The organism is Amycolatopsis sp. WQ 127309 (assembly GCF_023023025.1).
Lineage (GTDB): Bacteria > Actinomycetota > Actinomycetes > Mycobacteriales > Pseudonocardiaceae > Amycolatopsis.
Genome location: NZ_CP095481.1, coordinates 3,545,573 through 3,569,493, shown reverse-complemented (window position 1 = coordinate 3,569,493; position 23,921 = coordinate 3,545,573). Strand labels below are relative to the sequence as shown.

General features: G+C 69.9%; 20 protein-coding genes. 9 read left to right on the top strand and 11 right to left on the bottom strand.

The window, feature by feature from the left end:
* Positions 1–97: 97 nt before the first annotated feature.
* Positions 98–1,090 carry a sugar-binding transcriptional regulator gene (locus MUY22_RS16755; protein ID WP_247060774.1) on the top strand — a complete coding sequence of 331 codons (993 nt, stop codon included), beginning with the start codon at positions 98–100 and terminating at the stop codon, positions 1,088–1,090.
* Positions 1,091–1,190: 100 nt separating this feature from the next.
* The gene (locus MUY22_RS16750; protein ID WP_247060773.1) at positions 1,191–1,877 is read left to right on the top strand and encodes a hypothetical protein; all 687 of its coding nucleotides are present in this window, start codon (positions 1,191–1,193) and stop codon (positions 1,875–1,877) included.
* On the opposite strand, the gene MUY22_RS16745 is transcribed toward MUY22_RS16750, so the two are convergent.
* Positions 1,768–2,091, bottom strand: coding sequence for a helix-turn-helix domain-containing protein (locus tag MUY22_RS16745; protein WP_247060771.1), 324 nt, complete (start codon positions 2,089–2,091; stop codon positions 1,768–1,770). The genes MUY22_RS16750 and MUY22_RS16745 overlap by 110 nt on opposite strands.
* A 67-nt stretch (positions 2,092–2,158) precedes the next feature.
* Here MUY22_RS16745 and MUY22_RS16740 point away from each other — a divergent pair, with 67 nt between their 5' ends.
* Positions 2,159–2,719 carry an NADPH-dependent F420 reductase gene (locus tag MUY22_RS16740; protein WP_247060769.1) on the top strand — a complete coding sequence of 187 codons (561 nt, stop codon included), beginning with the start codon at positions 2,159–2,161 and terminating at the stop codon, positions 2,717–2,719.
* Here the strand turns inward: MUY22_RS16740 and MUY22_RS16735 are convergent.
* Together MUY22_RS16735 and MUY22_RS16730 are read right to left on the bottom strand one after the other, a co-directional pair.
* Positions 2,705–3,748, bottom strand: coding sequence for a C45 family peptidase (locus tag MUY22_RS16735; RefSeq protein ID WP_247060767.1), 1,044 nt, complete (start codon positions 3,746–3,748; stop codon positions 2,705–2,707). The genes MUY22_RS16740 and MUY22_RS16735 overlap by 15 nt on opposite strands.
* A gap of 38 nt (positions 3,749–3,786) precedes the next feature.
* The gene (locus tag MUY22_RS16730) at positions 3,787–6,291 is read right to left on the bottom strand and encodes an RNA helicase (protein ID WP_247060766.1); all 2,505 of its coding nucleotides are present in this window, start codon (positions 6,289–6,291) and stop codon (positions 3,787–3,789) included.
* 151 nt (positions 6,292–6,442) lie between these two features.
* On the opposite strand from MUY22_RS16730, the gene MUY22_RS16725 reads away from it, so the two are divergent.
* Positions 6,443–7,711 carry a primosomal protein gene (locus MUY22_RS16725; RefSeq protein ID WP_247060765.1) on the top strand — a complete coding sequence of 423 codons (1,269 nt, stop codon included), beginning with the start codon at positions 6,443–6,445 and terminating at the stop codon, positions 7,709–7,711.
* 577 nt (positions 7,712–8,288) lie between these two features.
* Here MUY22_RS16725 and MUY22_RS16720 read toward each other — a convergent pair.
* Together MUY22_RS16720 and MUY22_RS16715 are read right to left on the bottom strand one after the other, a co-directional pair.
* Positions 8,289–9,494 (bottom strand): MFS transporter, encoded by a 1,206-nt coding sequence (locus MUY22_RS16720; protein WP_247063926.1) that lies wholly within the window; start codon positions 9,492–9,494, stop codon positions 8,289–8,291.
* Between the two features lie 110 nt (positions 9,495–9,604).
* Complete coding sequence (locus MUY22_RS16715; RefSeq protein WP_247060764.1) at positions 9,605–10,699, bottom strand: adenosine deaminase; 1,095 nt, start codon at positions 10,697–10,699, stop codon at positions 9,605–9,607.
* Between the two features lie 211 nt (positions 10,700–10,910).
* On the opposite strand from MUY22_RS16715, the gene MUY22_RS16710 reads away from it, so the two are divergent.
* On the top strand, positions 10,911–12,035 hold the full coding sequence (locus tag MUY22_RS16710) for a PA containing protein (protein ID WP_247060763.1): 1,125 nt from the start codon (positions 10,911–10,913) through the stop codon (positions 12,033–12,035).
* 225 nt (positions 12,036–12,260) lie between these two features.
* Here the strand turns inward: MUY22_RS16710 and MUY22_RS16705 are convergent, their stop codons facing one another.
* The 6 genes from MUY22_RS16705 to MUY22_RS16680 all read right to left on the bottom strand — a co-directional run bounded on the left by MUY22_RS16705 (position 12,261) and on the right by MUY22_RS16680 (position 19,116).
* Positions 12,261–13,544, bottom strand: a complete 1,284-nt coding sequence (locus MUY22_RS16705; RefSeq protein WP_247063924.1) for a thymidine phosphorylase — start codon at positions 13,542–13,544, stop codon at positions 12,261–12,263.
* Between the two features lie 26 nt (positions 13,545–13,570).
* Positions 13,571–13,960, bottom strand: a complete 390-nt coding sequence (locus tag MUY22_RS16700) for a cytidine deaminase (RefSeq protein ID WP_247060762.1) — start codon at positions 13,958–13,960, stop codon at positions 13,571–13,573.
* Complete coding sequence (locus MUY22_RS16695; protein WP_371827623.1) at positions 13,960–15,237, bottom strand: ABC transporter permease; 1,278 nt, start codon at positions 15,235–15,237, stop codon at positions 13,960–13,962. The genes MUY22_RS16700 and MUY22_RS16695 overlap by 1 nt, the downstream gene beginning before the upstream one ends.
* Positions 15,237–16,325, bottom strand: coding sequence for an ABC transporter permease (locus MUY22_RS16690; RefSeq protein ID WP_247060761.1), 1,089 nt, complete (start codon positions 16,323–16,325; stop codon positions 15,237–15,239). The genes MUY22_RS16695 and MUY22_RS16690 overlap by 1 nt, the downstream gene beginning before the upstream one ends.
* Entirely contained in the window at positions 16,322–17,893 is a 1,572-nt protein-coding gene (locus tag MUY22_RS16685) for an ABC transporter ATP-binding protein (protein WP_247060760.1), read from the bottom strand. Before MUY22_RS16685 ends, MUY22_RS16690 begins: the two co-directional genes overlap by 4 nt.
* Positions 17,894–17,973: 80 nt before the next feature.
* Complete coding sequence (locus MUY22_RS16680; protein ID WP_247060759.1) at positions 17,974–19,116, bottom strand: BMP family protein; 1,143 nt, start codon at positions 19,114–19,116, stop codon at positions 17,974–17,976.
* 1,398 nt (positions 19,117–20,514) lie between these two features.
* Here MUY22_RS16680 and sdhC point away from each other — a divergent pair.
* Genes sdhC through MUY22_RS16660 form a run of 4 tightly spaced genes read left to right on the top strand, consistent with a single transcriptional unit; the run spans position 20,515 to position 23,917 of the window.
* Positions 20,515–20,958, top strand: coding sequence for a succinate dehydrogenase, cytochrome b556 subunit (sdhC, locus tag MUY22_RS16675; RefSeq protein ID WP_086861784.1), 444 nt, complete (start codon positions 20,515–20,517; stop codon positions 20,956–20,958).
* 1 nt (position 20,959) lies between these two features.
* Positions 20,960–21,373: a succinate dehydrogenase hydrophobic membrane anchor subunit gene (locus tag MUY22_RS16670; protein ID WP_247060758.1), complete on the top strand. Its 414-nt coding sequence runs from the start codon at positions 20,960–20,962 to the stop codon at positions 21,371–21,373.
* Between the two features lie 19 nt (positions 21,374–21,392).
* Positions 21,393–23,147 carry a succinate dehydrogenase flavoprotein subunit gene (gene sdhA / locus MUY22_RS16665; RefSeq protein ID WP_247060756.1) on the top strand — a complete coding sequence of 585 codons (1,755 nt, stop codon included), beginning with the start codon at positions 21,393–21,395 and terminating at the stop codon, positions 23,145–23,147.
* Positions 23,147–23,917 (top strand): succinate dehydrogenase iron-sulfur subunit, encoded by a 771-nt coding sequence (locus tag MUY22_RS16660; protein ID WP_247060754.1) that lies wholly within the window; start codon positions 23,147–23,149, stop codon positions 23,915–23,917. The genes sdhA and MUY22_RS16660 overlap by 1 nt, the downstream gene beginning before the upstream one ends.
* The last annotated feature ends 4 nt before the right edge of the window (positions 23,918–23,921 follow it).

The window sequence follows — 23,921 nt, the reverse complement described above, 5'->3', positions numbered from 1 at the left end:
TCGTTGACCTGATGCGTCGAGAAGTTGTGAAGGCATTACAGGTCTGACGTCGGTGTTACGTCAACCTTTCGGGCAGATTTCGCGCTATAGTGCTCATATGAGCATGTCCAAGAAGCAGTCGTCGCTGACCGAAGCCATGCTGCTAGCGACCGTCGCCCGGCGCTTCTACGTGCAGGGACGCTCCAAGCTGGAGATCGCCGACGAATTCGACGTCAGCCGCTTCAAGGTCGCGCGGATGCTCGACACCGCCATGGAATCCGGCCTGGTCAGAGTGGAGTTCGCCCTGCCGGCGCCGGTGGACCTGACCCTGTCGGACGAGGTCCGGTCGGCCTACGGCCTGGACCGGGCCCTCGTGCTGGAACGCTCAACCGAGCGTGAGCCGAAGGAGGTCGTCCGGGCCAGGATCGGCGCGCTCGCGGCCCGGCTGCTCGAAGAGATCGTGACGACCGACGACATCCTCGGGCTCTCCTGGGCCCGCTCGGTGAACGCGCTGACCGAGGCGATCCGGACGCTGGCGCGCTGCCCGGTCGTCCAGCTCTGCGGAGTGCAGGCGGGGATGGACATGCGCGGCCGCTCGGTCGAGACGGTCAGCCGGGTGACGGCGGTGTCCGGCGGCGACGCCTACCCGATCTTCGGGCCGCTGGTGCTGCCGGACCGCCGCACGACCGAGACCCTGCGGCGGCAGCCCGGCATCGTGGAGACGTTCGGCCAGTTCCGGAACCTGACGAAGGCCGTGGTCAGCATCGGCGCGTGGCAACCAGGCGAGTCGACGGTCTACGACGCGCTGGACGAGGCGGAGCGAGCGGCGATAGCGGCCCGCGGCGCGACGGCGGAGGTCGCGGCCCGGCTGTTCGACGCGTCCGGCAACGCGTTGTCCACCGGCCTGGCCCATCACGTGCTGGCGATCAGCCACGAGGAGCTGATGGCGGTGCCGGAGGTGATCGCTTTGGGTTACAGCAAGCCGAAAGCGTCGGCGGTGGACGCGGTACTGCGGTCGGGCATGGTCTCGACGCTGATCACCGACGCGGCGGCCGCGGTGCCGCTCCTGGCCCTGGCGGCGAAGAACCCGCCTGTACTCCCGGGGAGGTAGCCGGCGCCCGGCGCGTTACCCCACCTGGTGTAGATCGCGCGGCGACGGCTCCGGGGTTACGCCCGATGTGCCCGGGCCCCGCGGCGGCGAGCCTTGGAGCGTGACCCGAACCAAGGCTTCTCCCCGCTGGCGCCACGCCGTCGTCTGGCTGCACGTCCTGTCGTCGGTCGCCTGGATGAGCCAGGCCCTCGCGCTCGTCGTGCTCATGTCGCTGGCGCTCACCCGCCGCGCCCAAGCCGGCGCCGCGACCGCGATGGCCGACCGGCTCGACTCCGTGCTGCTCGCTCCGATGGCGAACGTCTCCGCCTTCACCGGCCTCGTGCTCGCCGGCGCGACCGCGTGGGGCTACACCAGGCACTGGTGGGTCCTCACGAAGTTCGCCCTGACGCTCATCCAGCTCTACGCCGGCATCTTCCTGCTCTCCTCCGCGCTGCGCGACGCCGCGGACACCGCCACCGTCGCGTGGCCGCAGATCGCCGGCGCCTCGCTGATGGCGAGCGCGCTTTCCTTCCAGGCGTGGCTTTCGATCGCCAAGCCGTGGAAGAAAACGCCGTGGTCGCCCGCCGCGAAGCCGCCGGCCGCGCCGACCTGGGTGTTCGTCACCGGGGTGGCCGCGCCCGCGTTCGACGTCGGCGCCGGGCTCCTCGCCGGCTACCCGCTGCCCGCGTTGTCGCTGGTCACGCTGGTCGTGCTCGGGTTTGAGCGGCGACGACGTCGTCGCCGTGCTCAGCCGCCCACCGCCCGAAGCCTTCGATCGGCTCCAGGAAACTCGAGCCCAGCGGCGTGAGGGCGTAGCCGCCGTCGCGGCGCTCGAGGAGACCGTCGGACTCCAGGCGCCGCACGGTTTCCGTGAGCACCTTGGCGCTGATCCCGCCGATCGAGCGGCGCAGTTCGCCGTGCCGGCGCGGGCCGTGGCGCAGCGCCCACAGCACCACCGGGTTCCAGGTGTTGGCGACGAGGTCGAACGCGAGCCGCGTCGGGCAGTCGGCGAGAAAGTCCATGGTTACCTTTCGGTTCCTGCCGGGGTCCCTAACGTCGTGCCGGTACAGCAAAGCACGAGGAGGACGCATGCGGATCGGGATCTTCGGCACGGGCGCGATGGCGACGGCACTGGGCCCGCACTGGACGAACGCCGGCCACGAACTGCGGGTGGCCGGCCGCGGCACCGGGACGTGGGCCGAGGTGGCGGCCTTCGCGGACGCCGTGCTCCTGGCGATCCCCGCGGACGCCGTCTTCGACGTCCTGCCGAAAGCGGGCCCGCTGCACGGCAAAGTGCTGGTGGACTGCACCAACCAGCCCGGCCCGACCGGTACCGAGCCCCCGCCCGGCACCCCGGTGGCGACCCGGATCGCGGCCGCCGCGCCGGGCGCGCACGTCGTCAAGGCGTTCAACCTGGCCCACGTCGACGTCTGGCGCGAGCCACCCGCGACGCTCACGGTGCCGCTGTGCGGCGACGACCCGGCGGCCCTCGACGTCGTCCGCACGCTGGTCCGCGACGTCGGCTGCACCCCGGTCCTCGGCGGCGGCCTGGACCGCGCGCACCTGCTGGAGGCGACGGCGGCGTTCGCCATCGGCCTGTGGTTCGCGGGCGAGGACGCCCGGGCGATCCTGGTTTCAGCCGACGGCTGAGACGTTGCCGGCCGCGAGGTCGGCGGCCCGGGCCCGCAGGGGTGCGCCGCCGCGCGGGATGAGCGTCACCGTGCCGTCGGCCAGGTCCGTGACCAGCGTGCTCAGCGTCAGCTGCGGGTCGCCGCCGGCCGCGTCGCGGTGCACGTCGTTCGTCAGCGTGTCCGCCAGCCACGTCACGTCCGGGGCGGCCGGTGACAGGTGCGCGCAGACCTCGGCGCGGTCCAGGCTCTCCTCGCCCGCCGCGTCGAGGTCCGGCGGCAGCTGGCGGAAGTGGTTGGTGTGCCAGGAAAGCCCACTGGCCACAGTGGTCACGGCCGTCTCGTGACCGGCCTTCTCGACCACCGTCACACCGGCCGACCCGACCTGCCCCATGGTGTACGCGAACCCGCCCGCCGAAGCGTGCGAGCGCAGCGACGACACGGCTTCCGCGACGTCGACGGCGCGCTGCAGCGACCGCGCGACGAAGTGCCGCCCGGCGCACGGCGAAGGCGTCACCACGTTCACGCTGTCGATCCCCCACACCAGCCCGTGCGTCGTGAGCGTGAAGGTGTTGGCCGGCACGAAACCCGGGTACCACCAGACGCAGACGCCGGGCTCGCCGTCGATCAGCAGGGTCAGCAGCCGCCCGATGCCGTCGAACACCGGGGCGCCGTCCTCGTTGTGGCCGAGCAGGCTCCGCGCGCCGACCCACGCGAGGTCGGTGCAGCCGGTGCCGTCGCCGGTGCCCAGGTCACCACGCAGGTTGGCCAGCAGCAGGTCGTCGAACGGCACCCCCGCGCCCGACGCCAGCGCGGCGAGTTCGGCGTAGGCGTCCGGGTGTTCGACCTGCGACGCCGATTCGATCGCCCGGAACAGCACCGGCGACCGCCGTGCCCGCTCGGTGACCGGCCACTCGGGCAGTCCGGCGAGGACGGTCCGGATGTCCTCCGCCGCATACGCCCCCAGCTCGGAGAACGCGGATTCGCGGGGGCCGCGGACGACCGTCCAGCGCACGTCACCGATCCGGTGCTCCACGACCGTCGCCGCCATGCGCTCACGATGCCTGAGCAGTCAGGAAAAGGCAACGACTAGTGCGCACCCACCGCGACCACGCGGACCACCGCCGAGCCGGCTTCGTCGGACGCGGCCAGGTCGATCTCCGCGCTGATGCCCCAGTCGTGGTCGCCCGCCGGGTCGTCGAAGATCTGGCGGACCTTCCAGACGTCCGGCAGCTGCTCGATGATGATCAGTGCCGGGCCGCGCGCGTCCGGGCCGGTGCCCAGCGCGTCGTACTCCTCGAAGTAGTCCTCGATCGCGTCTTCCCACGCGTCGGCGTCCCAGCCGGACGCCGCGTCCAGCTCGCCCAGCACGTTCCACGCCCGGCGCCCGAACAGCTCGACCCGGCGGAACAGCTCGTTGCGCACCAGGACGCGGAACGCGCGCTCGTTGCGCGTGACGGCGGGCGGTTCGGCCGGCGGCCGGTGGGAGACCGGCCCTTCCTCGTCCGGGTGGCGCAGGGCTTCCCACTCGTCGAGCAGGCTGGAGTCGACCTGCCGGACGAGCTCGCCGAGCCACTCGATGAGGTCCTGCAGCGGTTCGGTCTTCGCCTCGTCCGGCACCGTGTGGCGCAGCGCGTCGTAGGTGTCCGCGAGGTAGCGCAGCACCAGGCCTTCGGACCGCGCCAGCTGGTAGAAACCGATGTACTCGACGAAGTTCATCGCGCGCTCGTACATGTCGCGCACGACCGACTTGGGCGACAGCTCGTAGTCGTCGACCCACGGGTGGCCCTGCCGGTAGCTGTGGAACGCGCCCTGCAGCAGCTCTTCCAGCGGCTTCGGGTAGCTGACGTTCTCGAGCAGCTCCATCCGCTCGTCGTACTCGATGCCTTCGGCCTTCATGGCGTTCACGGCCTCGCCGCGCGCCTTGAACTGCTGCTGCGACAGCACGGGCCGCGGGTTGTCCACAGTGGATTCCACAGTGGACACGACGTCGAGCGGGTAGCTCGGCGACTCCAGGTCGAACAGCTCGATCGCGGCCAGCGCGAACGGCGAAAGCGGCTGGTTGAGCGCGAAGTCGAACTGCAGGTCGACGGTGAGCCGGACGATCCGGCCCTGCTCGTCCGGCTCGGGCAGCCGCTCGACGATGTCGGCGGACAGCAGCGCGCGGTAGATCGCGATGGCGCGCAGGATGAGCTTGCGCTGCGACGCGCGGTCCTCGTGGTTGTCCTCCAGCAGGTGACGCATGGAGTCGAACGCGTTGCCCGGGCGCGAGATCACGTTCAGCAGCATCGAGTGCGTGACCTTGAAGCTGGACGTCAGCGGCTCGGGCTCGGCCGCGATCAGCCGGTCGAACGTGCTCTCGGTCCAGTTGACGAAGCCCTCCGGTGCCTTCTTCCGGACGATCTTCTTTTTCTTCTTCGGGTCGTCGCCCGCCTTCTCCAGCGCCTTCGCGTTTTCGACGACGTGGTCGGGCGCCTGGACGACGACGTAACCGTCGGTGTCGTAGCCCGCCCGGCCGGCGCGGCCGGCGATCTGGTGGAACTCACGCGCCTTGAGGTGGCGCTGGCGGACGCCGTCGTACTTCGTGAGGGCGGAGAAGACCACGGTCCTGATTGGTACGTTGATGCCGACGCCGAGCGTGTCCGTCCCGCAGATCACCTTCAGCAGCCCGGACTGGGCCAAGGTTTCGACCAATCGGCGGTACTTCGGCAGCATGCCGGCGTGGTGGACGCCGATGCCGTGGCGGACCAGCCGCGAGAGCGTCTTGCCGAAGCCGGCGGAGAACCGGAAGTCGCCGAGCAGGTCGGCGATGGCCTCCTTCTCCGCCTTGGTCGTGACGTTGATGCTCATCAGCGTCTGCGCCCGCTCGATGGCCGCGGCCTGCGAGAAGTGGACGACGTAGACCGGCGCCTGACCGCCGTGGAGCAGCTCGGACATGGACTCGTGCAGCGGGGTCAGCGCGTACCGGAAGGTCAGCGGCACCGGGCGCTGCACCGACGTGACCACCGCCGTCGGCTTGCCGGTGCGGCGGGTGAGGTCCTTCTCGAAGAAGGACACGTCGCCCAGGGTCGCCGACATCAGGACGAACTGGGCCTTCGGCAGCTCGAGGATCGGCACCTGCCACGCCCAGCCGCGGTCGGGCTCGGAGTAGAAGTGGAACTCGTCGGCCACGACCTGCCCGACGGGGGCGTCGGCCCCGAACCGCAACGCGATGTTCGCCAGGATTTCGGCCGTGCAGCAGATGATCGGCGCGTCCGGGTTGACGGCGGAGTCGCCGGTCATCATCCCGACGTTGTCCGCCCCGAAGATCTCGATGAGCTGGAAGAACTTCTCCGACACCAGCGCTTTGATGGGCGCGGTGTAGTAGCTGCGGCGGCCCTGGGCGAGCGCGGTGAAGTGCGCGCCGACCGCGACGAGGCTCTTCCCGGAGCCGGTCGGCGTCGAGAGGATGACGTTCGATCCGGAGACGACCTCCATCACCGCCTCCTCCTGCGCCGGGTACAGCGCGATGCCCCGATCGGCCGTCCAGGTCGTGAACGCTTCGAAGAGGGCGTCGGGGTCGGGATCCGCAGGCAGGAGGTCTGTGAGAGTCATGAGACGTCCATCGTGCCATCCGCTCGTCGCAAAGTCGGCAGGGGCGATCGCATCGCGAGTGGTAAACCCGTAGGCTTCGCGGTACCGCGCACCGACCGGGGCATACTTTCGGTCTCGCGCGCACACGGGCGGTAATCCGGAGGGCTTAGGAATGGCACAGGACATCATCCCGATCGAACTCGGCCTGCCGCAGGGGGACGTCGTCACCCTGTGGGCGCCGCGCTGGCGGGAGGACGGCGAGGAGTGGGAAGCGTTCCTCGGCGACGAGGACGACCTGTACGCGTTCCCGGACGCAGCCCACTTGGCCGCGTTCGTACGCACCTCCGAGCGGCACGACCTGCTGGATCACCCGGCGTGGGACGCGGTTCCGTCGCTGAACGTCCCGGAGCTGATCCCGGACGAGGACCACACGTACGACCTCGTCGGCGTGCCCGAGCTCGTCGCCGAAGAGCCGGACATCTGGCACATCGCGGAGCTCGCCGAGATCATCGGCATCGTGCGGTCGCTCGCCGACGTCTGCGACCTCGAAGAGGTCCACGAGATCCTCGACTCGACCGAGGGCTTCTCGCTGCTCGACCAGGGCACCCTCCCGTTCACCGGGAGCGTCGGCGTCCAGGTGTGGAACGACCTGTCCGAGACGGTGTCGCAGAAGTGGGACACCGTGCTGGACGCGATCGACGGCCTGGTGACCGCACCCGACGTCGACGAGAAGATCCTGGAGCAGACCGCCGAGGAGCTGGCGGCGTTCCACGAGGAGTCCGCGGCGGCCGAAGCCGGCGCCGAGGGTGAAGAAGACCTCGAGGCGATCGACTCCGCCGACTCGGACGACGACGCCGAAGACGAGGAAGAGGACGAGGGCCCGGTCGGCTTCTGGGCCGAGGTCGGCATCGACCCGATCAAGATCATCACGTCCGGCGCGGAGTACTACACGCTGCGCTGCTACCTCGACGACTCGCCGGTGTTCCTCGGCAGCGAGGGCGAGATCGACGTCTACACCTCGGAGAAGGCGCTGGCGCGGGCCCTGGCTGACGGCAAGGACCTCGCCGACACCGACCTCGCCGACGTGTCCACCTGGGAAGAGGTACTGGCGAAGGCCACTGCGGGCGAGCTCGAGATCGAGGTCGACCCGGAGAACACCTACGTCCTGTCCGGCATCGACGCGGACATCGCGGAGGGCCCGGAGGCGATCGACCCGACCCAGCTCGAGCTGGCCGTCGAGCTGATCACCGACGCCGCCGACTGGGCGGGCGACGACACGGCCGACACGGCACTGGCGAGCAACGAAAGCCTGGGCTGGCTGGTCTCGTTCGTCCTGCGCCCGGACCCCACACGCCTCGAGCCGAGCGCCCCGTTCGACGCGGAGCAGGGCTCGTGGCGCAAGCTGGTGGAGACGTTCGAAAACCGCCTCACGGTCGCCTGACTTTCCGACCCCACGAAGGCCGCCTCCCGAGTCCGGGAGGCGGCCTTCGTCGTGTCAGCCTGCCCTCGTCCTGCCTGCCCTCGTCGTGCCTGCCCTCGTCGTGCCTGCCGGATGTCCGTCCACAGCCCGGCCCGGATGTGGACAACTCGGCCCGCACCGCCGTCACCGCCCGGATTCCGTCGCAGGCCGCCGATACGCTGGAAACCGGGGGGCGGCGCCCCACGTTCCGCGAGCTTCGGCCACCGCCCGACGGCTGCTACGCCCGGCGCGGACCGGTCGGCTCGCGCACCCAGACGGTCGGTTCGCGTACGCAGGCAGTCGGCTCACTACCCGGAGGGTCAGTTCGCGCACGCGGGCGGTCGGCTCGCGTACTCGGAGGGTCGGCTCCCGTACCGGGAACGCCAACTCGCGTCCCCAACGGGTCGGCTCACGTGATCCGGCGCGGATCTCGCGTGCTCGGGCGCGTGTCTCGTGTGATCCGGCACGAGTCTCACGTGATCCGGCGCGGGACTCACGTGATTGGAGGCGCATCTCGCGTGATTGGGGGACGACACGCGGGCGCCGGGGGACGACACGGTCAGTCGCGGGGTTCGGCGCGGGTCGGGACTACCAGCACCGCCAGGGCCGGGAAGATCGCCGCGACGCAGAAGGCCAGCGCGTAGCGGCTGTCGCCGATCACCAGGCCCAGCAGGGGCGGCGTGAGGGACGCCGCGATGTTCTGGCCCGTGTTCTGCGTGCCCATCGCGCGGCCCGACCACGCCAGGCCGGCCAGCTCGGCCGACGCCGTGAAGCCGAGGCCGTTGTCGGCGACCGTGATGATGCCGGCCAGCGCCAGCGCGAGCAGCACCAGCCAGAGCCACGTCGTGTCGCCCAAGGCGACCAGCAGCATCACGAAGCAGCTCAGCACCGCGAGCTGGCGCATCGGCCGCAACCGGCTGCCGACCCGGTCGGACCACCAGCCCGACCCCAGCCGCCCCGCGGCGCCCAGGACCTGGACCACCGCCAGGTACCAGCCCGCCGACAGCGCGCTCCAGTGCTGCACCGTGACCAGGTACACCGGCGCGAACGCCGACACCGCGAACTGCGGGACCACCAGCAACGCGCTCGCGCCGTGCACCCGCCACAGCGTCGCGTGCCGGTACGGCGACGGCGGCTTCTCACCCGAAGCCGGCCGAGGCGGCCGGGGCGGGTCCGCGACGAGCCAGGACACCAGCAGCGCGACGACGATCGCCAGCCCGGCCGGCAGCAGCACCGCCGCGCGGAACCCGAAGTGCGCGGCCAGCGGCGGCAGCCCGAGCGCGGCGACGCCGACACCCAGCGGCTGGGCCGTCTGGCGGATCCCCATCGCGACCCCGCGCTCGGACTTCGCGAACCAGCCCATGACGACGCGGCCGCTCGCCGCGTTCACCGAAGCCGAACACGCTCCGGCAGCAAGGAACACCCCGAAGAGCAGCCCGATCGAGTGGACGCCGAGCCCGGCGTACACCAGGAGTAACCCTGAGACCCCCAGTCCGAGGGCCATGATCAGACGCTCTCCGTAACGGTCCGCAGCCGCGCCCCACACGATCAGGGTGCACAACAACCCGATGCTCGGGGCCGCGACGACCGTGCCGGCCTGGGCCAGGGTCAGCCCCTCGGCCGCCCGCATCGCCGGGACCAGGAACGGGATGCCGTAGAGGAACGAACAGCTCGCGGTCTGCGCGGCGAGACCGAGCGCGAGGATGAGCCACCGTCGTGAACTCGCCTGAACCTGCTCGATCGAATCGCCCTTGACCTGCGCCATCGTCTTCACCGTCTCAAATTCTGAGAACAACTTCCTATATGGCGAAAGATAGTTGTCGTGCCTAAGGACCGCAACCGCCTATCGGCGGTCACGGTCCGAGGGCCTCGAGGTCAGCGCAGGGCGGCGTACCCGGGCTTGATCACGTCGTCGATCAGCGCGAGCCGGGAGTCGAAATCTATGAAGGCGGATTTCATCGCATTGATCGTGAACCAGCGCAGCTCGTCCAGGTCATAGCCGAAGGTCTCGTGCAGCGCGGCGAATTCGCTGGTCATCGTGCACCCGCTCATCAGCCGGTTGTCCGTGTTGACGGTGACCCGGAAGCGCAGCTTGGCCAGCAGGCCGATGGGGTGCTCGGCGATCGAGCGCACAGCGCCTGTTTGGACGTTCGACGTCGGGCAGATCTCCAGCGGGATGCGGCGGTCGCGGACGTAGGCGGCCAACCGTCCAAGGTGGACCGTGCCGTCGGCGTCGCTCTTGATGTCCTCGATGATCCGCACACCGTGCCCGAGCCGTTCGGCGCCGCAGTGCTGAATCGCCTCCCAAATGGACGGAAGACCGAACGCTTCGCCGGCGTGAATGGTGAAATGCGCATTGTTCTGCCGCAAATACTCGAAAGCGTCGAGATTGCGGGTCGGCGGGAATCCGTCCTCCGGTCCGGCGATGTCGAACCCGACGACGCCGGCGTCGCGGTAGCGGACCGCCAGGTTCGCGATCTCGAGGGCCCGGGCGTGCTGGCGCATCGCGCAGAGCAACGTCCCGACGCGGATCGAACCGCCGGCGGCGACCACGCGGCGTGTGCCCTCCGTGAACCCCGCCTGGACGGCCTCGACCACCGTATCGAGTGACAGACCGCGTTCGACGAACAACTCCGGTGCGTAGCGCACCTCGGCGTAGACGACGCCGTCGGCGGCCAGGTCTTCGACAGCTTCCGCGGCGACTCTGACCAGGGCTTCCTCCGTTTGCATCACCCCGCAGGTGTGCGCAAAGGTCTCGAGGTAGGAGACGAGCGAGCCGGAATCGGCCGCCTGGCGGAACCAGCTGCCCAGCTCGGCGGGGTCGCTGGTGGGCAGGCCGGTATAGCCGGTGGCGTCGGCGAGCTCGGCCACGGTCGCGGGCCGCAGCCCACCGTCCAGGTGGTCGTGCAGCAGCACCTTGGGCGCGCGGCGGAGCGTCTCGATGGGCAGAACAGGGGTTTCGTCGGACATCCCTCAACGGTAACCTCGGTGTCATTCCCCTACATGGCCGTAACTCTCAGTCTCCGGCTAACCCTGAGCGTCGAGATCAGGTAACGAATCGGCCATCCGGGGGCGGCCTCCGCAATACCCGCTTCACGGGGGCCATACGCACAGCAATTTCGCAATCGTTAAGCTTCGTGGCACGTCCCTCCATTTCCCCGCCGACGAAGGACACACAGCAGTGACCACTGACAACCACATTGCCGCCCCGTCCTTCGACCGGATGCGCAACATGCTGGTGCGCGCGGCCGAAGTGCGTGAGAGCGAGCAGCAGCAGATCTTCGACGCGCTCGACGACATCTACGCCCGCCTCGCGCCGGTCGACTCGCTGGGCGCGGTCCGCAAGCGGCTGTCCGAGATGCCCGACCGCACCGAGGTCAGCGTCCTGGCCGAGCGCCTCGACGAGACGATGTCCCGGCTGGAGGCCCAGGACAACGCCATCGCCGCGCTGACCCGCGCCGTCGAGAGCATCGTCGACAAGCTGGCCAAGCCGTTCGCGCAGCTCGACGGCCGCCTCGACGGCATGGCCTCGCGCTTCGAGGGCGTCGCAGGCCGGATGGACGGACTCGAGGACAAGCTCCAGAACATCCACCGCCGGATCGACGAGGTCGGCGGCCACCTCGACAAGCAGGACGCGAAGCTCGACTCGATCCCGCAGTCGGTGCTCGGCCCGGTCCGCGAGCGGATCGAGCAGAGCGAGGCGTCGCTGCGCGACCGCGTCGACCACGCCGACCACGAGCTGCGGAACAAGGTCGACGAGCTGAGCCGCGTCACGCAGGAGCGGATCGGCGAGCTGGACCGCGTCACCGGCGAGCGGATCGGCGCGAACACCGAGGCGCTCAAGGTCGCGCTGACCGAGACCGGCGAGATGATCGACGCCTCGGACCGCCTGGAGAAGCTCGGCAACCGCCTCGAGACGGTCACCACCCGCCTCGACGACCTGGCCGGCCGCCTCGACAAGGTGGAAGACGGCTTCCTGTCCGGCATCGGCGACCTCGACGGCGCGCTCAAGGCCGGGCTGTCCAAGGTCGAGGGCACGCTGTCCAAGCAGCCGGACACCGACTCGGTCGACTCGCTGGTGCGCAGGAGCAACGACGAGAGCGTCCGCCGCATCGGCGGCCAGCTCGACGAGGCGATGGCGACGTTCGCGGAGCTCATGCTCGGCGGCGGCCCCGCCGTGCAGCAGATCTCGCCCCCGCCGCCGGCCCCGCGCCAGCCGCGTCGCAGCTCCCGCAACGGCCGCGCCCCCAAGCCGGCCGACGCCAAGGCCAAGCCGGGCGAAGGCCCGGAAGAGCCCACGGAGTAAGCAAGCCAGTCGAAGAGGCCCCCACCGGTACGCCGGTGGGGGCCTTCTCGTATCTCACGTGTCTGGGGCCGGGACTCGCGTGATCGGAGCCGGAACTCGCGTGTCTGGGGCCGTACCGGCTCTGATCACGCGAGTTCCGGGCTCAATCACGCGAGTTCCGGGCTCAATCACGCGGGATACGACTTCGGACGTCACTCGGCCGGGTGATCATCTTCGCGATGATCATCACACCGTGCCGCGGATCGTCTCCCGGACGATCGGGGCCGCGACGGGAGCCGCGGCGGCCACCGTGAAGCCGCCTTCGAGGGCCGCCAGCGCTGCCGGGACGGCGGACGGCGTGTCCGTGTGCAGTTCCAGCAGCGGCTCGCCCTCGGTGACCGCGTCGCCCGGCTTGGCCAGGCACAGCACGCCCGCCGCGGCCTGGACCGGGTCCTCCTTGCGGGCCCGGCCCGCGCCCAGCCGCCACGAGGCGACGCCCACCGCGTAGGCGTCCAGCGAAGCCAGCACCCCGGAAGCCGGGGCGACCACCGTGTGGATGTGCGACGGCGTGGGCAGCGGTGCCGACGGGTCGCCGCCCTGGGCCGAGATCATCCGGCACCACGTCTCGTACGCCTCGCCCGACGCGAGCACCTCGGCCGGGTCCGTGGAGATCCCGGCCAGCGCCAGCATCTCGCGGGCCAGCGCCAGCGTCAGCGAAACGACGTCCGACGGGCCGCCACCCTGCAAGACGGCAACCGACTCCGCCACCTCGACCGCGTTGCCGACCGCGCGCCCCAGCGGGACGTTCATGTCGGTCAGCAGCGCCGTCGTCGGGACGCCGTGCGCGACGCCGATCGACGTCAGCGTCGACGCGAGCGTGCGCGCCTGGTCGAGCGTCTTCATGAACGCGCCGGACCCGAACTTGACGTCCAGGACCAGCCCGGACGCACCTTCCGCGATCTTCTTGCTCATGATCGAGCTGGCGATCAGCGGGATCGACTCGACCGTCGACGTCACGTCCCGCAGCGCGTACAGCTTCTTGTCCGCCGGGGCCAGCCCGGACGTCGCCGCGCAGACCACCGCGCCGACGTCCTCCAGCTGACGCGCGATCTCCGCCGTGGACAGGGAAGCCCGCCAGCCGGGGATCGACTCCAGCTTGTCGAGCGTGCCGCCGGTGTGCCCGAGGCCGCGGCCGGACAGCTGCGGCACCGCCGCGCCGCACGCGGCCACCAGCGGCGCCAGCGGCAGCGTGATCTTGTCGCCGACGCCGCCGGTCGAGTGCTTGTCGACGGTCGGGCGCGAGACGTCGAGCGAGAGCCGCTCCCCCGACGCGATCATCGCGCCCGTCCAGCGGGATATCTCCTCAGAGTCCATGCCCCGCAGGAAGATCGCCATCGCCAGCGCCGACATCTGCTCCTCGGCGACGACGCCGTGGGTGTAGGCGTCGACGACCCAGTCGATCTGCTCGTCGGACAACCGGCCGCCGTCCCGCTTCGCACGAATCACGTCCACTGCCGAGAACGCGCGCAGTGCTGATGGTTCGTTCGCAAGCCCGCTCACGGCAGGTCGTCCGGGCCGAAGGCGTCCGGCAGCACGTCCGACATCGGCAGGATGCCGCTCGGCGTGTCCACCAGGCAAGCGGAGCCGCCCAGCTCGAACAGGATCTGCCGGCAGCGCCCGCACGGCATCAGCAGGTCACCGGCGCCGCTGCGGCACGCGACGGCGACGAGCTTGCCGCCGCCGGACAGCCGCAGCTGCCCGGCCATCGTGCACTCCGCGCAGAGCCCGAGCCCGTAAGAGGCGTTCTCGACGTTGCAGCCGATGACCACGCGGCCGTCGTCGACGATCCCGGCGACCCCGACGTGCAGGCCCGAATAAGGCGCGTACGCATGGGAAGCCGCTTCAATCGCGCGAGAACGCAGCGCGTCCCAGTCCACTGTGGACATTAGTCCTCACCCCGCCGGTACGGCTGGCCGTCGGCCTTCGGCGGCCGCAGCCGCTGCGAGGCGACGGCGAGCACGATCAGCGTCACGAAGTGCGCGGTGTACGGGATCAGGTCCGACGGCAGCGTGTCGTTGGCCCAGTAGATCAGGTACAGGATCCCGGCGCCGACGACGCCGAGCCCGGCCGCGATCCACTGCTTGCGGAACAGCTGGACGACGACGATCACGGCGACCAGGATCACCGCGCCGTACAGCAGCGCGAGCACCGCTTCACCGCCACCCGAGAGCTGCAGGCCGTCGGCGTAACCGAACAGCGCCGCGCCGCCGAGCAGGCCGCCCGGGCGCCAGTTGCCGAAGATCATCGCCGCGAGACCGATGTAACCGCGGCCGTTGGTCTGGTTCTCCAGGTAGTCCGCGCCGCCGCGCAGCAGCACCAGCGACGCGCCGCCCATCCCGGCGAACGCGCCCGAGATCAGCATCGCGACGTACTTGTGCCGGTAGACGTTGACGCCGAGGGACTCCGCGGCCACCGGGTTCTCGCCGCACGAGCGCAGCCGCAGGCCGAAGCGCGTGCGCCACAGCACCCAGAAGCTGATCGGCACCAGCAGGATCGCGATCATCGTCAGCGGCGCCACCTCGGTGACCAGGCCGCGCAGGATGCCCGCGACGTCGGAGATCCCGACGCGCTGCTCCTTCTTGAGGTCACCGAGCCAGTCGGACAGGCCCGAAGCCGAGTAGGTGTCGAACTTCGGCACCACCGGCGACTGCCGCGGGTTGCCGGAGATCGGCTCGAAGATCAGGTTCGCGAGGTACTTCGTGACGCCGAGGCCCAGCAGGTTGATCGCGACGCCGGAGACGATGTGGTTGACGTTGAACGTCACCGTCGCCACCGCGTGCAGCAGGCCGCCCAGCGCGCCGAACACGAGCGCGGCCAGCAGGCCGACCCACACCCCGCCGTTGTACGAACCCCAGGCGGCGCCCCAGGTCCCGAGGATCATCATGCCCTCGAGCCCGATGTTGACGACGCCGGCGCGTTCGGCCCAGAGGCCGCCGAGCGCGCACAGCAGGATCGGCAGCGCCAGGCGCAGCGCCGTCGACGCGGTGTTGGACGACGTCAGCGTCGAGACGCCGGTGGAGTACGACGCCGTCGAGACGACGGCGATGGCGATCACGGCCCAGATGACGCCGCGGAGCCAGCCGGGGACGCGGGGCCGCTTGCGGTGCACCGGCATCGCGCCGGGGCTGCCGGCGTCGGGCCGGGAAACGTCGGTGACGGCCATCAGACGGCACCTCCCCCGGCGACCGAAGTGCTCTTGCCGCTGAGTGCGCGGCCGACTCTGCGTTGTTCGGCCGCCAGGTCGGCGCGCCGCACGATCTCGTACGCCACGACGACCGACAGCACGATGATGCCCTGCATGATCGTCGCGATCTCCTTGGACACGTTGATCTGCTCCAGCGACACCGCGGAGGTGTCCAGGAACGCCCACAGCAGCGCGCCGAGCGCGATGCCGCCGGGGTGGTTGCGGCCCAGCAGCGCGACCGCGATGCCGGTGAAGCCGTACATCTGGGTCGAGGTGATGCCGTAGGTGTAGTCGCGGCCGAGCAGCTCCGGCATCGCGACCAGACCGGCGACGCCGCCCGAGAGCACCATCGCGATCAGCGTCATCTTCTTGGCGTTGACGCCACCCGCGGCGGCCGCGGTGGTCGACTCGCCGGACGCCTTGAGCTCGAAGCCGAACCGCGTGCGGTTGAGCATGAACCAGTAGGCGGCGCCGATGATCGCGGCGATGATCACGAAGCCGAAGAGCGTGCCGGAGCCGAGCGGGATGCCCGGGATCCGGCCGGACGGCGCGATCTCCTTCGTCCCGATGTTGTTGCCCCGCTGCACGCCGAACTGGTCGGCGTTGATGAGGAAGGCGATGATCCCGCCGACGATCGAGTTCAGCATGATCGTCGCGATCACCTCGCTCACCCCGCGGGTGACCTTGAGGATCGCCGGGACCGCCGCGTACGCCGCACCGGCGACGACCGCGACGATGAGGATGACCAGCGTGTGGATCACCGGCGGCAGGTTCAGCGCGCCGCCGGCGATGGCCGCGACGACCGCGGCGAACCGGTACTGGCCCTCGACGCCGATGTTGAAGAGGTTCATCTGGAAGCCGATGGCGACCGCGAGCCCGGACAGGTAGTACACGGTCGCGAGGTTCGCGGTGTCGACCGCGGTCGAGCCCTTGAACATCTGGCCGATCATCGTGCCGTACGCCTCGAGCGGGTCGGCCCCCGAGATGACCAGCGCGATCGCCGACAGCAGCACGGCGAACGCGATCGCCAGCAGCGGTGGCAGCAGTTTCGTGCGCCAGGAGGTCATTCGTCGTCACCCTCTCCGGCGCCGGTCATCGCCGAGCCCAGTTCCTGCGGCGTCACGGTCGCGGGGTCGGCTTCGCTGACGAGCCGCCCGCGCAGCATGACGCGGATCGTGTCGGACAGGCCGATGAGCTCGTCGAGGTCGGCCGAGATCAGCAGCACGGCGAGGCCGGCGGCGCGGGCCTGGCGGATGTTCTCCCAGATCAGCGCCTGCGCGCCGACGTCGACACCGCGCGTGGGGTGCGAGGCGATGAGCAGCACCGGGTCGCCGGACAGCTCCCGCCCGACGATCAGCTTCTGCTGGTTGCCGCCCGAGAGCGCCGCGGCCGGGACGTCGATCCCGGGTGTGCGGACGTCGTACTCCCGCACGATCCGCTCGGTGTCCGCGCGCGTGCCCGCGATGTCGAGCAACTGTCCTTTGGAGACCGGTTCGCGGGTCTGGTAGCCGAGCATCCGGTTGACCCACAACGGTTGTGTCAGCAGCAGGCTGTGCCGCGTGCGGTCCTCGGCGATGTAGCCGATGCCCGCCTCGCGCCGGGCCAGCGTGCCCGCCTTCGTCAGGTCCCTGGCCACGCCCTCGGCGTCGACCAGTTCGATCGTGCCGCCGGACGCCTTGCGCATGCCCATGATCGTCTCGACGAGCTCGGTCTGGCCGTTGCCCTCGACCCCGGCGACGCCGAGGACCTCGCCCGCGCGCACGGTGAAGGTGATGTCGTCGAGCGCGTTGCGGTCGGAGCCCTCGGCGCCCAGCGTCAGCCCGGTCAGCCGCAGCACGGCCCGGTCGGTGACGGTGGACTCGCGGGTCTCCGGGCTGGGCAGCTCGGAGCCGACCATCATCTCGGCGAGCTGGCGCGAGGTGATGGTCTTGGGGTCGGCCGTGCCGACGGTGGTGCCGCGGCGGATCACCGTGACGGTGTCGGCGATCGCGCGCACCTCGTCGAGCTTGTGCGAGATGAAGAGGAAGGTGTAGCCGTCGGCCTTCATCTCCCGGACGGTCGCGAAGAGCGCGTCGACCTCCTGCGGCACGAGCACCGCGGTCGGCTCGTCCAGGATGATGATCTTGGCGCCGCGGTAGAGCACCTTGACGATTTCGACGCGCTGGCGGTCGGCGACGCCGAGCTCCTCCAGCAGCGTTTCCGGCTTCGCGCGCAGGCCGGTCCGCTGCGCGAGCTCCGCCAGCCGGGCGCGGGCGGCGCGGCCGATGCCGTGCAGGCCCTCGGCGCCGAGGAAGACGTTCTCGCCGACGGTGAGGTTGTCGGCGAGCATGAAGTGCTGGTGCACCATGCCGATGCCGGCGCGGATGGCGTCCTGCGGGTTGCGCAGTTTCACCTCGTCGCCGTTGATCGCGATGGTGCCCTCGTCCGGCGGCTGCATGCCGTAGAGGATCTTCATCAGGGTGGACTTGCCGGCGCCGTTCTCACCACAGATGGCGTGCACCTCGCCGGCGGCGACGGTGAGGTTGACGTCGGAGTTGGCCACCACACCAGGGAAACGTTTGGTGATCCCGGTCAGCTGGACGGCGGGCACGCCCCGGTCGGGGACGGCCGCGGCCGGGGCCTCGGCAGTGCTCATGGGCGGGAGAGTTCCATCTCTGTCAAAACACGTGAGGGCTCGGAGGGCGCTTGCCCTCCGAGCCCTGCCCGCGTTGTCAGTTACTTCTGCGGCTTGTCCGAAACGGTGATCGCGCCCGAGATGATCTGGGCCTTGTACCCGTCCAGGACGTCCTTGATGTCGTCGACCTTGCCGCCGGAGGTGGCGTAGCCGACGCCGTCGACCTTGAGGTCGAACCGCTTCGGCAGGGTCGTCAGGTCACCCTTGGCGACCGCCTGGATGTAGGAGAACACCGCGACGTCGACGCGCTTGAGCATGGACGTGATGATGACGTCCTTGTCGGCCGCGACGGTCTTCTGGTTGTACTGGTCGGAGTCGACGCCGATGGCCAGCGCGTTGCCCGACTTGGCGGCGTCGAAGACGCCCTTACCGGAGGCGCCGGCGGCGTGGTAGATGACGTCCGCGCCCTTGGCGATCTCGGCCTGCGCCTTCGCGTTGCCCTTCGGCGGGTCCTGGAACCCGGAGAAGTCACCGGCCGGCGTGAGGTACTCGTCCTCGATCTTGATCTTGCTGGAAACGGTCTTCGCGCCCTGCAGGAAGCCGGCCTCGAACTTCTGGATCAGCGGGGTGTTGACACCGCCGACGAAGCCGACGTGGCAGCTCTTGCTCTTGTACGCGGCGGCGACGCCGGCCAGGAACGAGCCCTGCTCCTCGGCGAACACCAGCGGCGTCACGTTGGGGAGCGTGATCGAGTCGTCGTCGACGATCGCGAACTTGGTGTTCGGGTACTTGGCCGCGACGGCCTTGACGGAGTCGGCGTAGGCGAAGCCGACGGCGACGATCGGGTTGAGGCCCTGCGAAGCCATCTGCTCGAGGCGCTGCTGCTTGGCCGACTCGGCCTCGCTGGCGGACGCGGTGCTCTCGTTGACCGTCGTCACGCCCAGGTCGGACTTGGCCTTGTCGGTACCCGCGGCGGCGGCGTCGTTGAAGGACGCGTCACCCCGGCCGCCGACGTCGAAGGCCAGGCCGATCTTCAGCTGGCTGCCGTCGACCTTGCCGGTAGCGGCGGTGCTGCTGGAGGCGACGGCGGGCGCCGCGGGCGGCTTCTGCGCGGTGACGCAGTCCGAACCGCCCGACGAAGGCGCGGCACTGTTGTTACTGCTGCCACCGCTCGAGTCCTTGGCGCACCCGGCCAGGGTGAGCACCCCGGCCATGGCCACGGCGGCCAGCGCGGTTCCACGCATGCGACGCAACGTGTGTCTCCCTCCCCGCTGATCCAGCGGATGGTCAAGGGCGCGTCCCGGCCCAACTGCCGGGTCGACCGCCAGACCGTACCCAACGGACAGGAAAGCGCCATAGGAAAGGCACGCTACGTAACACAAACGTTTACTCACGAGTCGCACGCGCGACGAGATGTACACCCAACGTGATCACCAGGAGCACCGCGAGTCGCTTTCGGTGGCTTCTCGACGCCTTCACGGCGCCCGGGACGGCCAAAATGCCACCGATTGTCACGGAACGTGCCGAAGGCTGATGCCGCTCGCGTCAGGTTGTCCACACCGTTCGGCGGTTGTGGACAAGTCGCTCGGTCCCGGCTGTTCCAGACCTTGCTGTCGGGGGGCGCCGATAGACTGGACCGGGGACGTCCCCCCGGAGAGGGTGGGGGACGGGGTTCGGCCGAGCGCGATTCGCGGGGGCGAGGGACAGCGGCGAGAGGCGGCTGGAGGCGGCCGCTCGGAGCGAGTGCGGCACCCGGCGCTTGGCGCCGCCGGGACGCGAGCGGGGCGCCCTCTGGAGCGAGCGTGAGCCGGACGACGACCGCGCGAGCCGGAGGCCGACCGGGCGAGCCGGAGGCCGACCGGGCGAGCGCGAGCCTGGCACGCGCGCACTCCCCGGCACCCGGCACTCCCCGGGGCGCGTGCGCGAGCGGGGCGTCCTCCGGAACACCCGTGAGCCGGACACCAGCCGGAGCGAGCCCGGCACCTGGCACCGCCGGACACGTGCGCGAACGAGTCGTCCTCCGGAGCGCTCGCGACCCGGACCGGCCGGAGCGAGCCCGGCACGCCCAGACGTGTGCGCGAGCGAGTGGTCATCCGGAGCACGCGCGAGCAGGCGCCTGCCGGAGCGAGCCCGTCACTCCAGCGCCTCGCGCCCGACACCCGACACCCGGCACCCGGCACCCGGCACCCGGCACCCGGCACCCGGCACCCGGCACCCGGCACCCGGCACCCGGCACCCGGCACCCGGCACCCGGACGAGGGTCCGCCAGGCGGGCGAACGGCGCGCCACCCGCGCACTCAGCGTCCACAGTGGACCCCCATCGGCTGTGACGGCGCCCACATCACGACGCGTGCGCCGCAGGTAGAGCCGATATCCGCTGCGGCGCCCCGAAAGCCGTCACCCGTGTGCTCCAGACCACACCTCCGGGTGGCCCCGGCACCACTCCGGTGTCTGGTCCATCACAGAGGGGAACCCGGAGGTGAGCCGTCCGTCGGAGGCGGGTCTAGCATCCTTGGCATCCACGCTCGATGACCCTTGATCTCGGCATTGCCGCCGTAGTTCGTCCCCAGTGGACCAGCGACGATCAGTGCGGACCTCACCGGTCACCCGGGCACAAGTCAGACGTTGGAGGCCGTTCACCGATGTCCACCACGGCGAGCACTGCCACTGAGGCAGGGGCGAGCGATCGGGCGGGTGCCTCACGCCGGCAGGGGACCTTCTACCGGGGCGACCCCGGCATGTGGTCCTGGGTGCTGCACCGCATCACCGGCGTGCTCACATTCTTCTTCCTGTTCGTGCACGTGCTCGACACCGCGCTGGTGCGCGTGTCGCCGAACACGTACGACCAGGTCATCGAGACCTACAAGACCCCGATCGTCAACCTCCTCGAGGTGGGCCTGGTCGGCGCGGTGCTGTTCCACGCGCTCAACGGCATCCGCGTCATGCTCGTCGACTTCTGGTCGAAGGGTCCGAAGCTGCAGAAGGCGATGCTGTGGGTGATCGGCGTGGTCTGGGTCGTCGTGATGGTCCCCGGTGCGTTCTTCATGCTGAAGCGCACCGTCGAAACGCTCTTCGGGGGTAACTGACATGGCCGACCTCGCCCTCGCGAACCCCCGCGCGCCGAAGCGTCCCGCCGCCCGCCGCAGCAACTTCGAGCTCTACAGCTGGCTGTTCATGCGGATCTCCGGCCTGGCGTTGATCATCCTGGTGCTCGGCCACCTGCTGATCATGAACATCCTCGACGGCGGTGTGCACCGGATCAACTGGGGCTTCGTCGCCGGCCGCTGGGCGTCCCCGTTCTGGCAGTTCTGGGACCTGGCGATGCTCTGGCTCGCCGAGATCCACGGCGGCAACGGGCTGCGCACCATCATCGACGACTACGCCCGCAAGGACAGCACGCGGTTCTGGCTGAAGATCCTGCTGTACGTGTCCATGGTCCTGATCCTGGCCGTCGGCACCATGGTGATCTTCACGTTCGACCCGAACATGCCCGCGAACTGAAGCCCGGAGAGCTCCCACCATGCAGTTCCACAAGTACGACGTGGTGATCGTCGGCGCCGGCGGCGCCGGGATGCGCGCGGCCATCGAGTCCGGCCAGCGCACCCGTACGGCGGTCCTCACCAAGCTCTACCCGACCCGGTCCCACACCGGCGCGGCCCAGGGCGGCATGTGCGCCGCGCTGGCGAACGTCGAAGAGGACAACTGGGAGTGGCACACCTTCGACACGATCAAGGGCGGCGACTACCTGGTCGACCAGGACGCCGCGGAGATCATGGCGAAGGAGGCCATCGACGCGGTCCTCGACCTCGAGAAGATGGGCCTGCCGTTCAACCGCACGCCCGAGGGCAAGATCGACCAGCGCCGCTTCGGCGGGCACACGCGTGACCACGGCAAGGCCGCGGTCCGCCGCGCCTGCTACGCCGCGGACCGCACCGGCCACATGATCCTGCAGACGCTCTACCAAAACTGCGTCAAGTACGGCACGGAGTTCTTCAACGAGTTCTACGTGCTCGACCTCGTCACCAGCCCGGACGAGGAAGGCAACCCGGTCGCGGCCGGCGTCGTCGCCTACGAGCTGGCCACCGGCGAGCTGCACGTCTTCCAGGCGAAGTCGATCGTGATGGCCACCGGCGGCGCGGGCAAGATCTTCAAGACGACGTCGAACGCGCACACCCTCACCGGTGACGGCCTCGGCATCATCTTCCGCAAGGGCCTGCCGCTGGAGGACATGGAGTTCTTCCAGTTCCACCCGACCGGCCTCGCGGGCCTGGGCATCCTGATCTCCGAAGCCGTCCGCGGCGAGGGCGGGATCCTGCGCAACGCCGACGGCGAGCGGTTCATGGAGCGCTACGCCCCCACCATCAAGGACCTCGCGCCGCGCGACATCGTGGCGCGCTCGATGGTGCAGGAAGTGCTGCAGGGCCGCGGGTGCGGGCCGAACAAGGACTACGTCGTCCTGGACGTCACGCACATCCCCGAGGAGACGCTGAACGCGAAGCTCCCGGACATCATGGAGTTCTCCCGGACCTACCTGGGCGTCGACCCGGTCAAGGAGCCGGTGCCGGTGTTCCCGACCTGCCACTACGTGATGGGCGGCATCCCGACCAACATCCACGGCGAAGCGCTGCGGGACAACGAGAACGTCATCCCCGGCCTGTACGCCGCGGGCGAGGTCGCGTGCGTGTCCGTGCACGGCTCGAACCGCCTGGGCACGAACTCGCTGCTGGACATCAACGTGTTCGGCCGGCGCGCCGGCATCGCGGCCGCGGAGTACGCGCTGGCGCACGAGCACGTCGAGCTGCCGGAGAACCCGACCACGATGGTCGAGGAGCAGCTGGCGGGCCTGCTGTCGGAGCACGGCGACGAGCGCGTCGCCGACATCCGCAAGGAAATGCAGCAGACGATGGACTCGCACGCGTCGGTGTACCGGACCGAGGACACGCTGAAGCAGGCGCTGACCGACATCCAGGCGCTGAAGGCGCGGTACGAGCGGATCACCGTGTCGGACAAGGGCAAGCGGTACAACACCGACCTGCTCGAGGCCGTCGAGCTGGGTTTCCTGCTGGAGCTGGCCGAGGTGCTGATCGTCGGCGCGATCGCGCGCAAGGAGTCCCGCGGCGGCCACGCCCGCGAGGACTACCCGACCCGCGACGACACGAACTTCATGCGGCACACCATGGCGTACAAGCAGGGTTCCGATCTTGCTTCCGACATCCGGCTCGACTACAAGCCGGTTACCTTCACCCGCTACGAACCGATGGAGCGGAAGTACTGATGACTGCCATTGCCGAAGCTCCTTCGTCTTCCGCGTCCGACGAGCACACCCCGATCACGGTCACGCTGAAGATCCTGCGGTTCAACCCGGAGGTCGACACCGAGCCGCACTGGGAGTCGTACGAGGTCCCGGCGCAGCGCACCGACCGCCTGCTGAACCTGCTTTTCCACGTCAAGGACTACATCGACGGCACGTTCTCGTTCCGCCGCTCGTGCGCCCACGGCGTGTGTGGTTCCGACGCGATGCAGATCAACGGCATCAACCGGCTGGCCTGCAAGGTCCTGATGAAGGACCTGCTGGCCAAGGACGGCAAGCCGACGACGATCACGATCGCCCCGATCAAGGGCCTGACGACGTTGAAGGACCTGTACGTCGACATGGACCCGTTCTTCGAGGCGTACCGCGCGATCAAGCCGTACCTGATCACGTACGGCAACGAGCCGACGCGCGAGCGCATCCAGTCCCAGGCGGACCGCGACCGCTTCGACGACACCACGAAGTGCATCCTGTGCGCGTGCTGCACGTCGTCCTGCCCGGTGTACTGGAACGACGGCTCGTACTTCGGCCCCGCGGCGATCGTCAACGCCCACCGCTTCATCTTCGACTCCCGCGACGAAGGGGCGGAGGAGCGCTTGGACATCCTGAACGACGGCGAGGGTGTGTGGCGCTGCCGCACAACGTTCAACTGCACGGACGCCTGCCCCCGGGGCATCCAGGTGACAAAGGCGATCCAGGAAGTAAAGCGAGCGCTACTCTTCAAGCGCGTCTGAGTTT

Bases quoted from the DNA above. Each gene is read 5' to 3' on its own strand.
- MUY22_RS16685 (WP_247060760.1), bottom strand. From the start codon at position 17,893: ATGAGCACTGCCGAGGCCCCGGCCGCGGCCGTCCCCGACCGGGGCGTG.
- MUY22_RS16695 (WP_371827623.1), bottom strand. From the start codon at position 15,237: ATGGCCGTCACCGACGTTTCCCGGCCCGACGCCGGCAGCCCCGGCGCG.
- MUY22_RS16740 (WP_247060769.1), top strand. From the start codon at position 2,159: ATGCGGATCGGGATCTTCGGCACGGGCGCGATGGCGACGGCACTGGGC.
- sdhA (WP_247060756.1), top strand. From the start codon at position 21,393: ATGCAGTTCCACAAGTACGACGTGGTGATCGTCGGCGCCGGCGGCGCC.
- MUY22_RS16660 (WP_247060754.1), top strand. From the start codon at position 23,147: ATGACTGCCATTGCCGAAGCTCCTTCGTCTTCCGCGTCCGACGAGCAC.
- MUY22_RS16735 (WP_247060767.1), bottom strand. From the start codon at position 3,748: ATGGCGGCGACGGTCGTGGAGCACCGGATCGGTGACGTGCGCTGGACG.
- MUY22_RS16745 (WP_247060771.1), bottom strand. From the start codon at position 2,091: ATGGACTTTCTCGCCGACTGCCCGACGCGGCTCGCGTTCGACCTCGTC.
- MUY22_RS16720 (WP_247063926.1), bottom strand. From the start codon at position 9,494: ATGGCGCAGGTCAAGGGCGATTCGATCGAGCAGGTTCAGGCGAGTTCA.
- MUY22_RS16755 (WP_247060774.1), top strand. From the start codon at position 98: ATGAGCATGTCCAAGAAGCAGTCGTCGCTGACCGAAGCCATGCTGCTA.
- MUY22_RS16690 (WP_247060761.1), bottom strand. From the start codon at position 16,325: ATGACCTCCTGGCGCACGAAACTGCTGCCACCGCTGCTGGCGATCGCG.
- MUY22_RS16730 (WP_247060766.1), bottom strand. From the start codon at position 6,291: ATGACTCTCACAGACCTCCTGCCTGCGGATCCCGACCCCGACGCCCTC.
- sdhC (WP_086861784.1), top strand. From the start codon at position 20,515: ATGTCCACCACGGCGAGCACTGCCACTGAGGCAGGGGCGAGCGATCGG.
- MUY22_RS16725 (WP_247060765.1), top strand. From the start codon at position 6,443: ATGGCACAGGACATCATCCCGATCGAACTCGGCCTGCCGCAGGGGGAC.
- MUY22_RS16715 (WP_247060764.1), bottom strand. From the start codon at position 10,699: ATGTCCGACGAAACCCCTGTTCTGCCCATCGAGACGCTCCGCCGCGCG.
- MUY22_RS16700 (WP_247060762.1), bottom strand. From the start codon at position 13,960: ATGTCCACAGTGGACTGGGACGCGCTGCGTTCTCGCGCGATTGAAGCG.
- MUY22_RS16670 (WP_247060758.1), top strand. From the start codon at position 20,960: ATGGCCGACCTCGCCCTCGCGAACCCCCGCGCGCCGAAGCGTCCCGCC.
- MUY22_RS16680 (WP_247060759.1), bottom strand. From the start codon at position 19,116: ATGCGTGGAACCGCGCTGGCCGCCGTGGCCATGGCCGGGGTGCTCACC.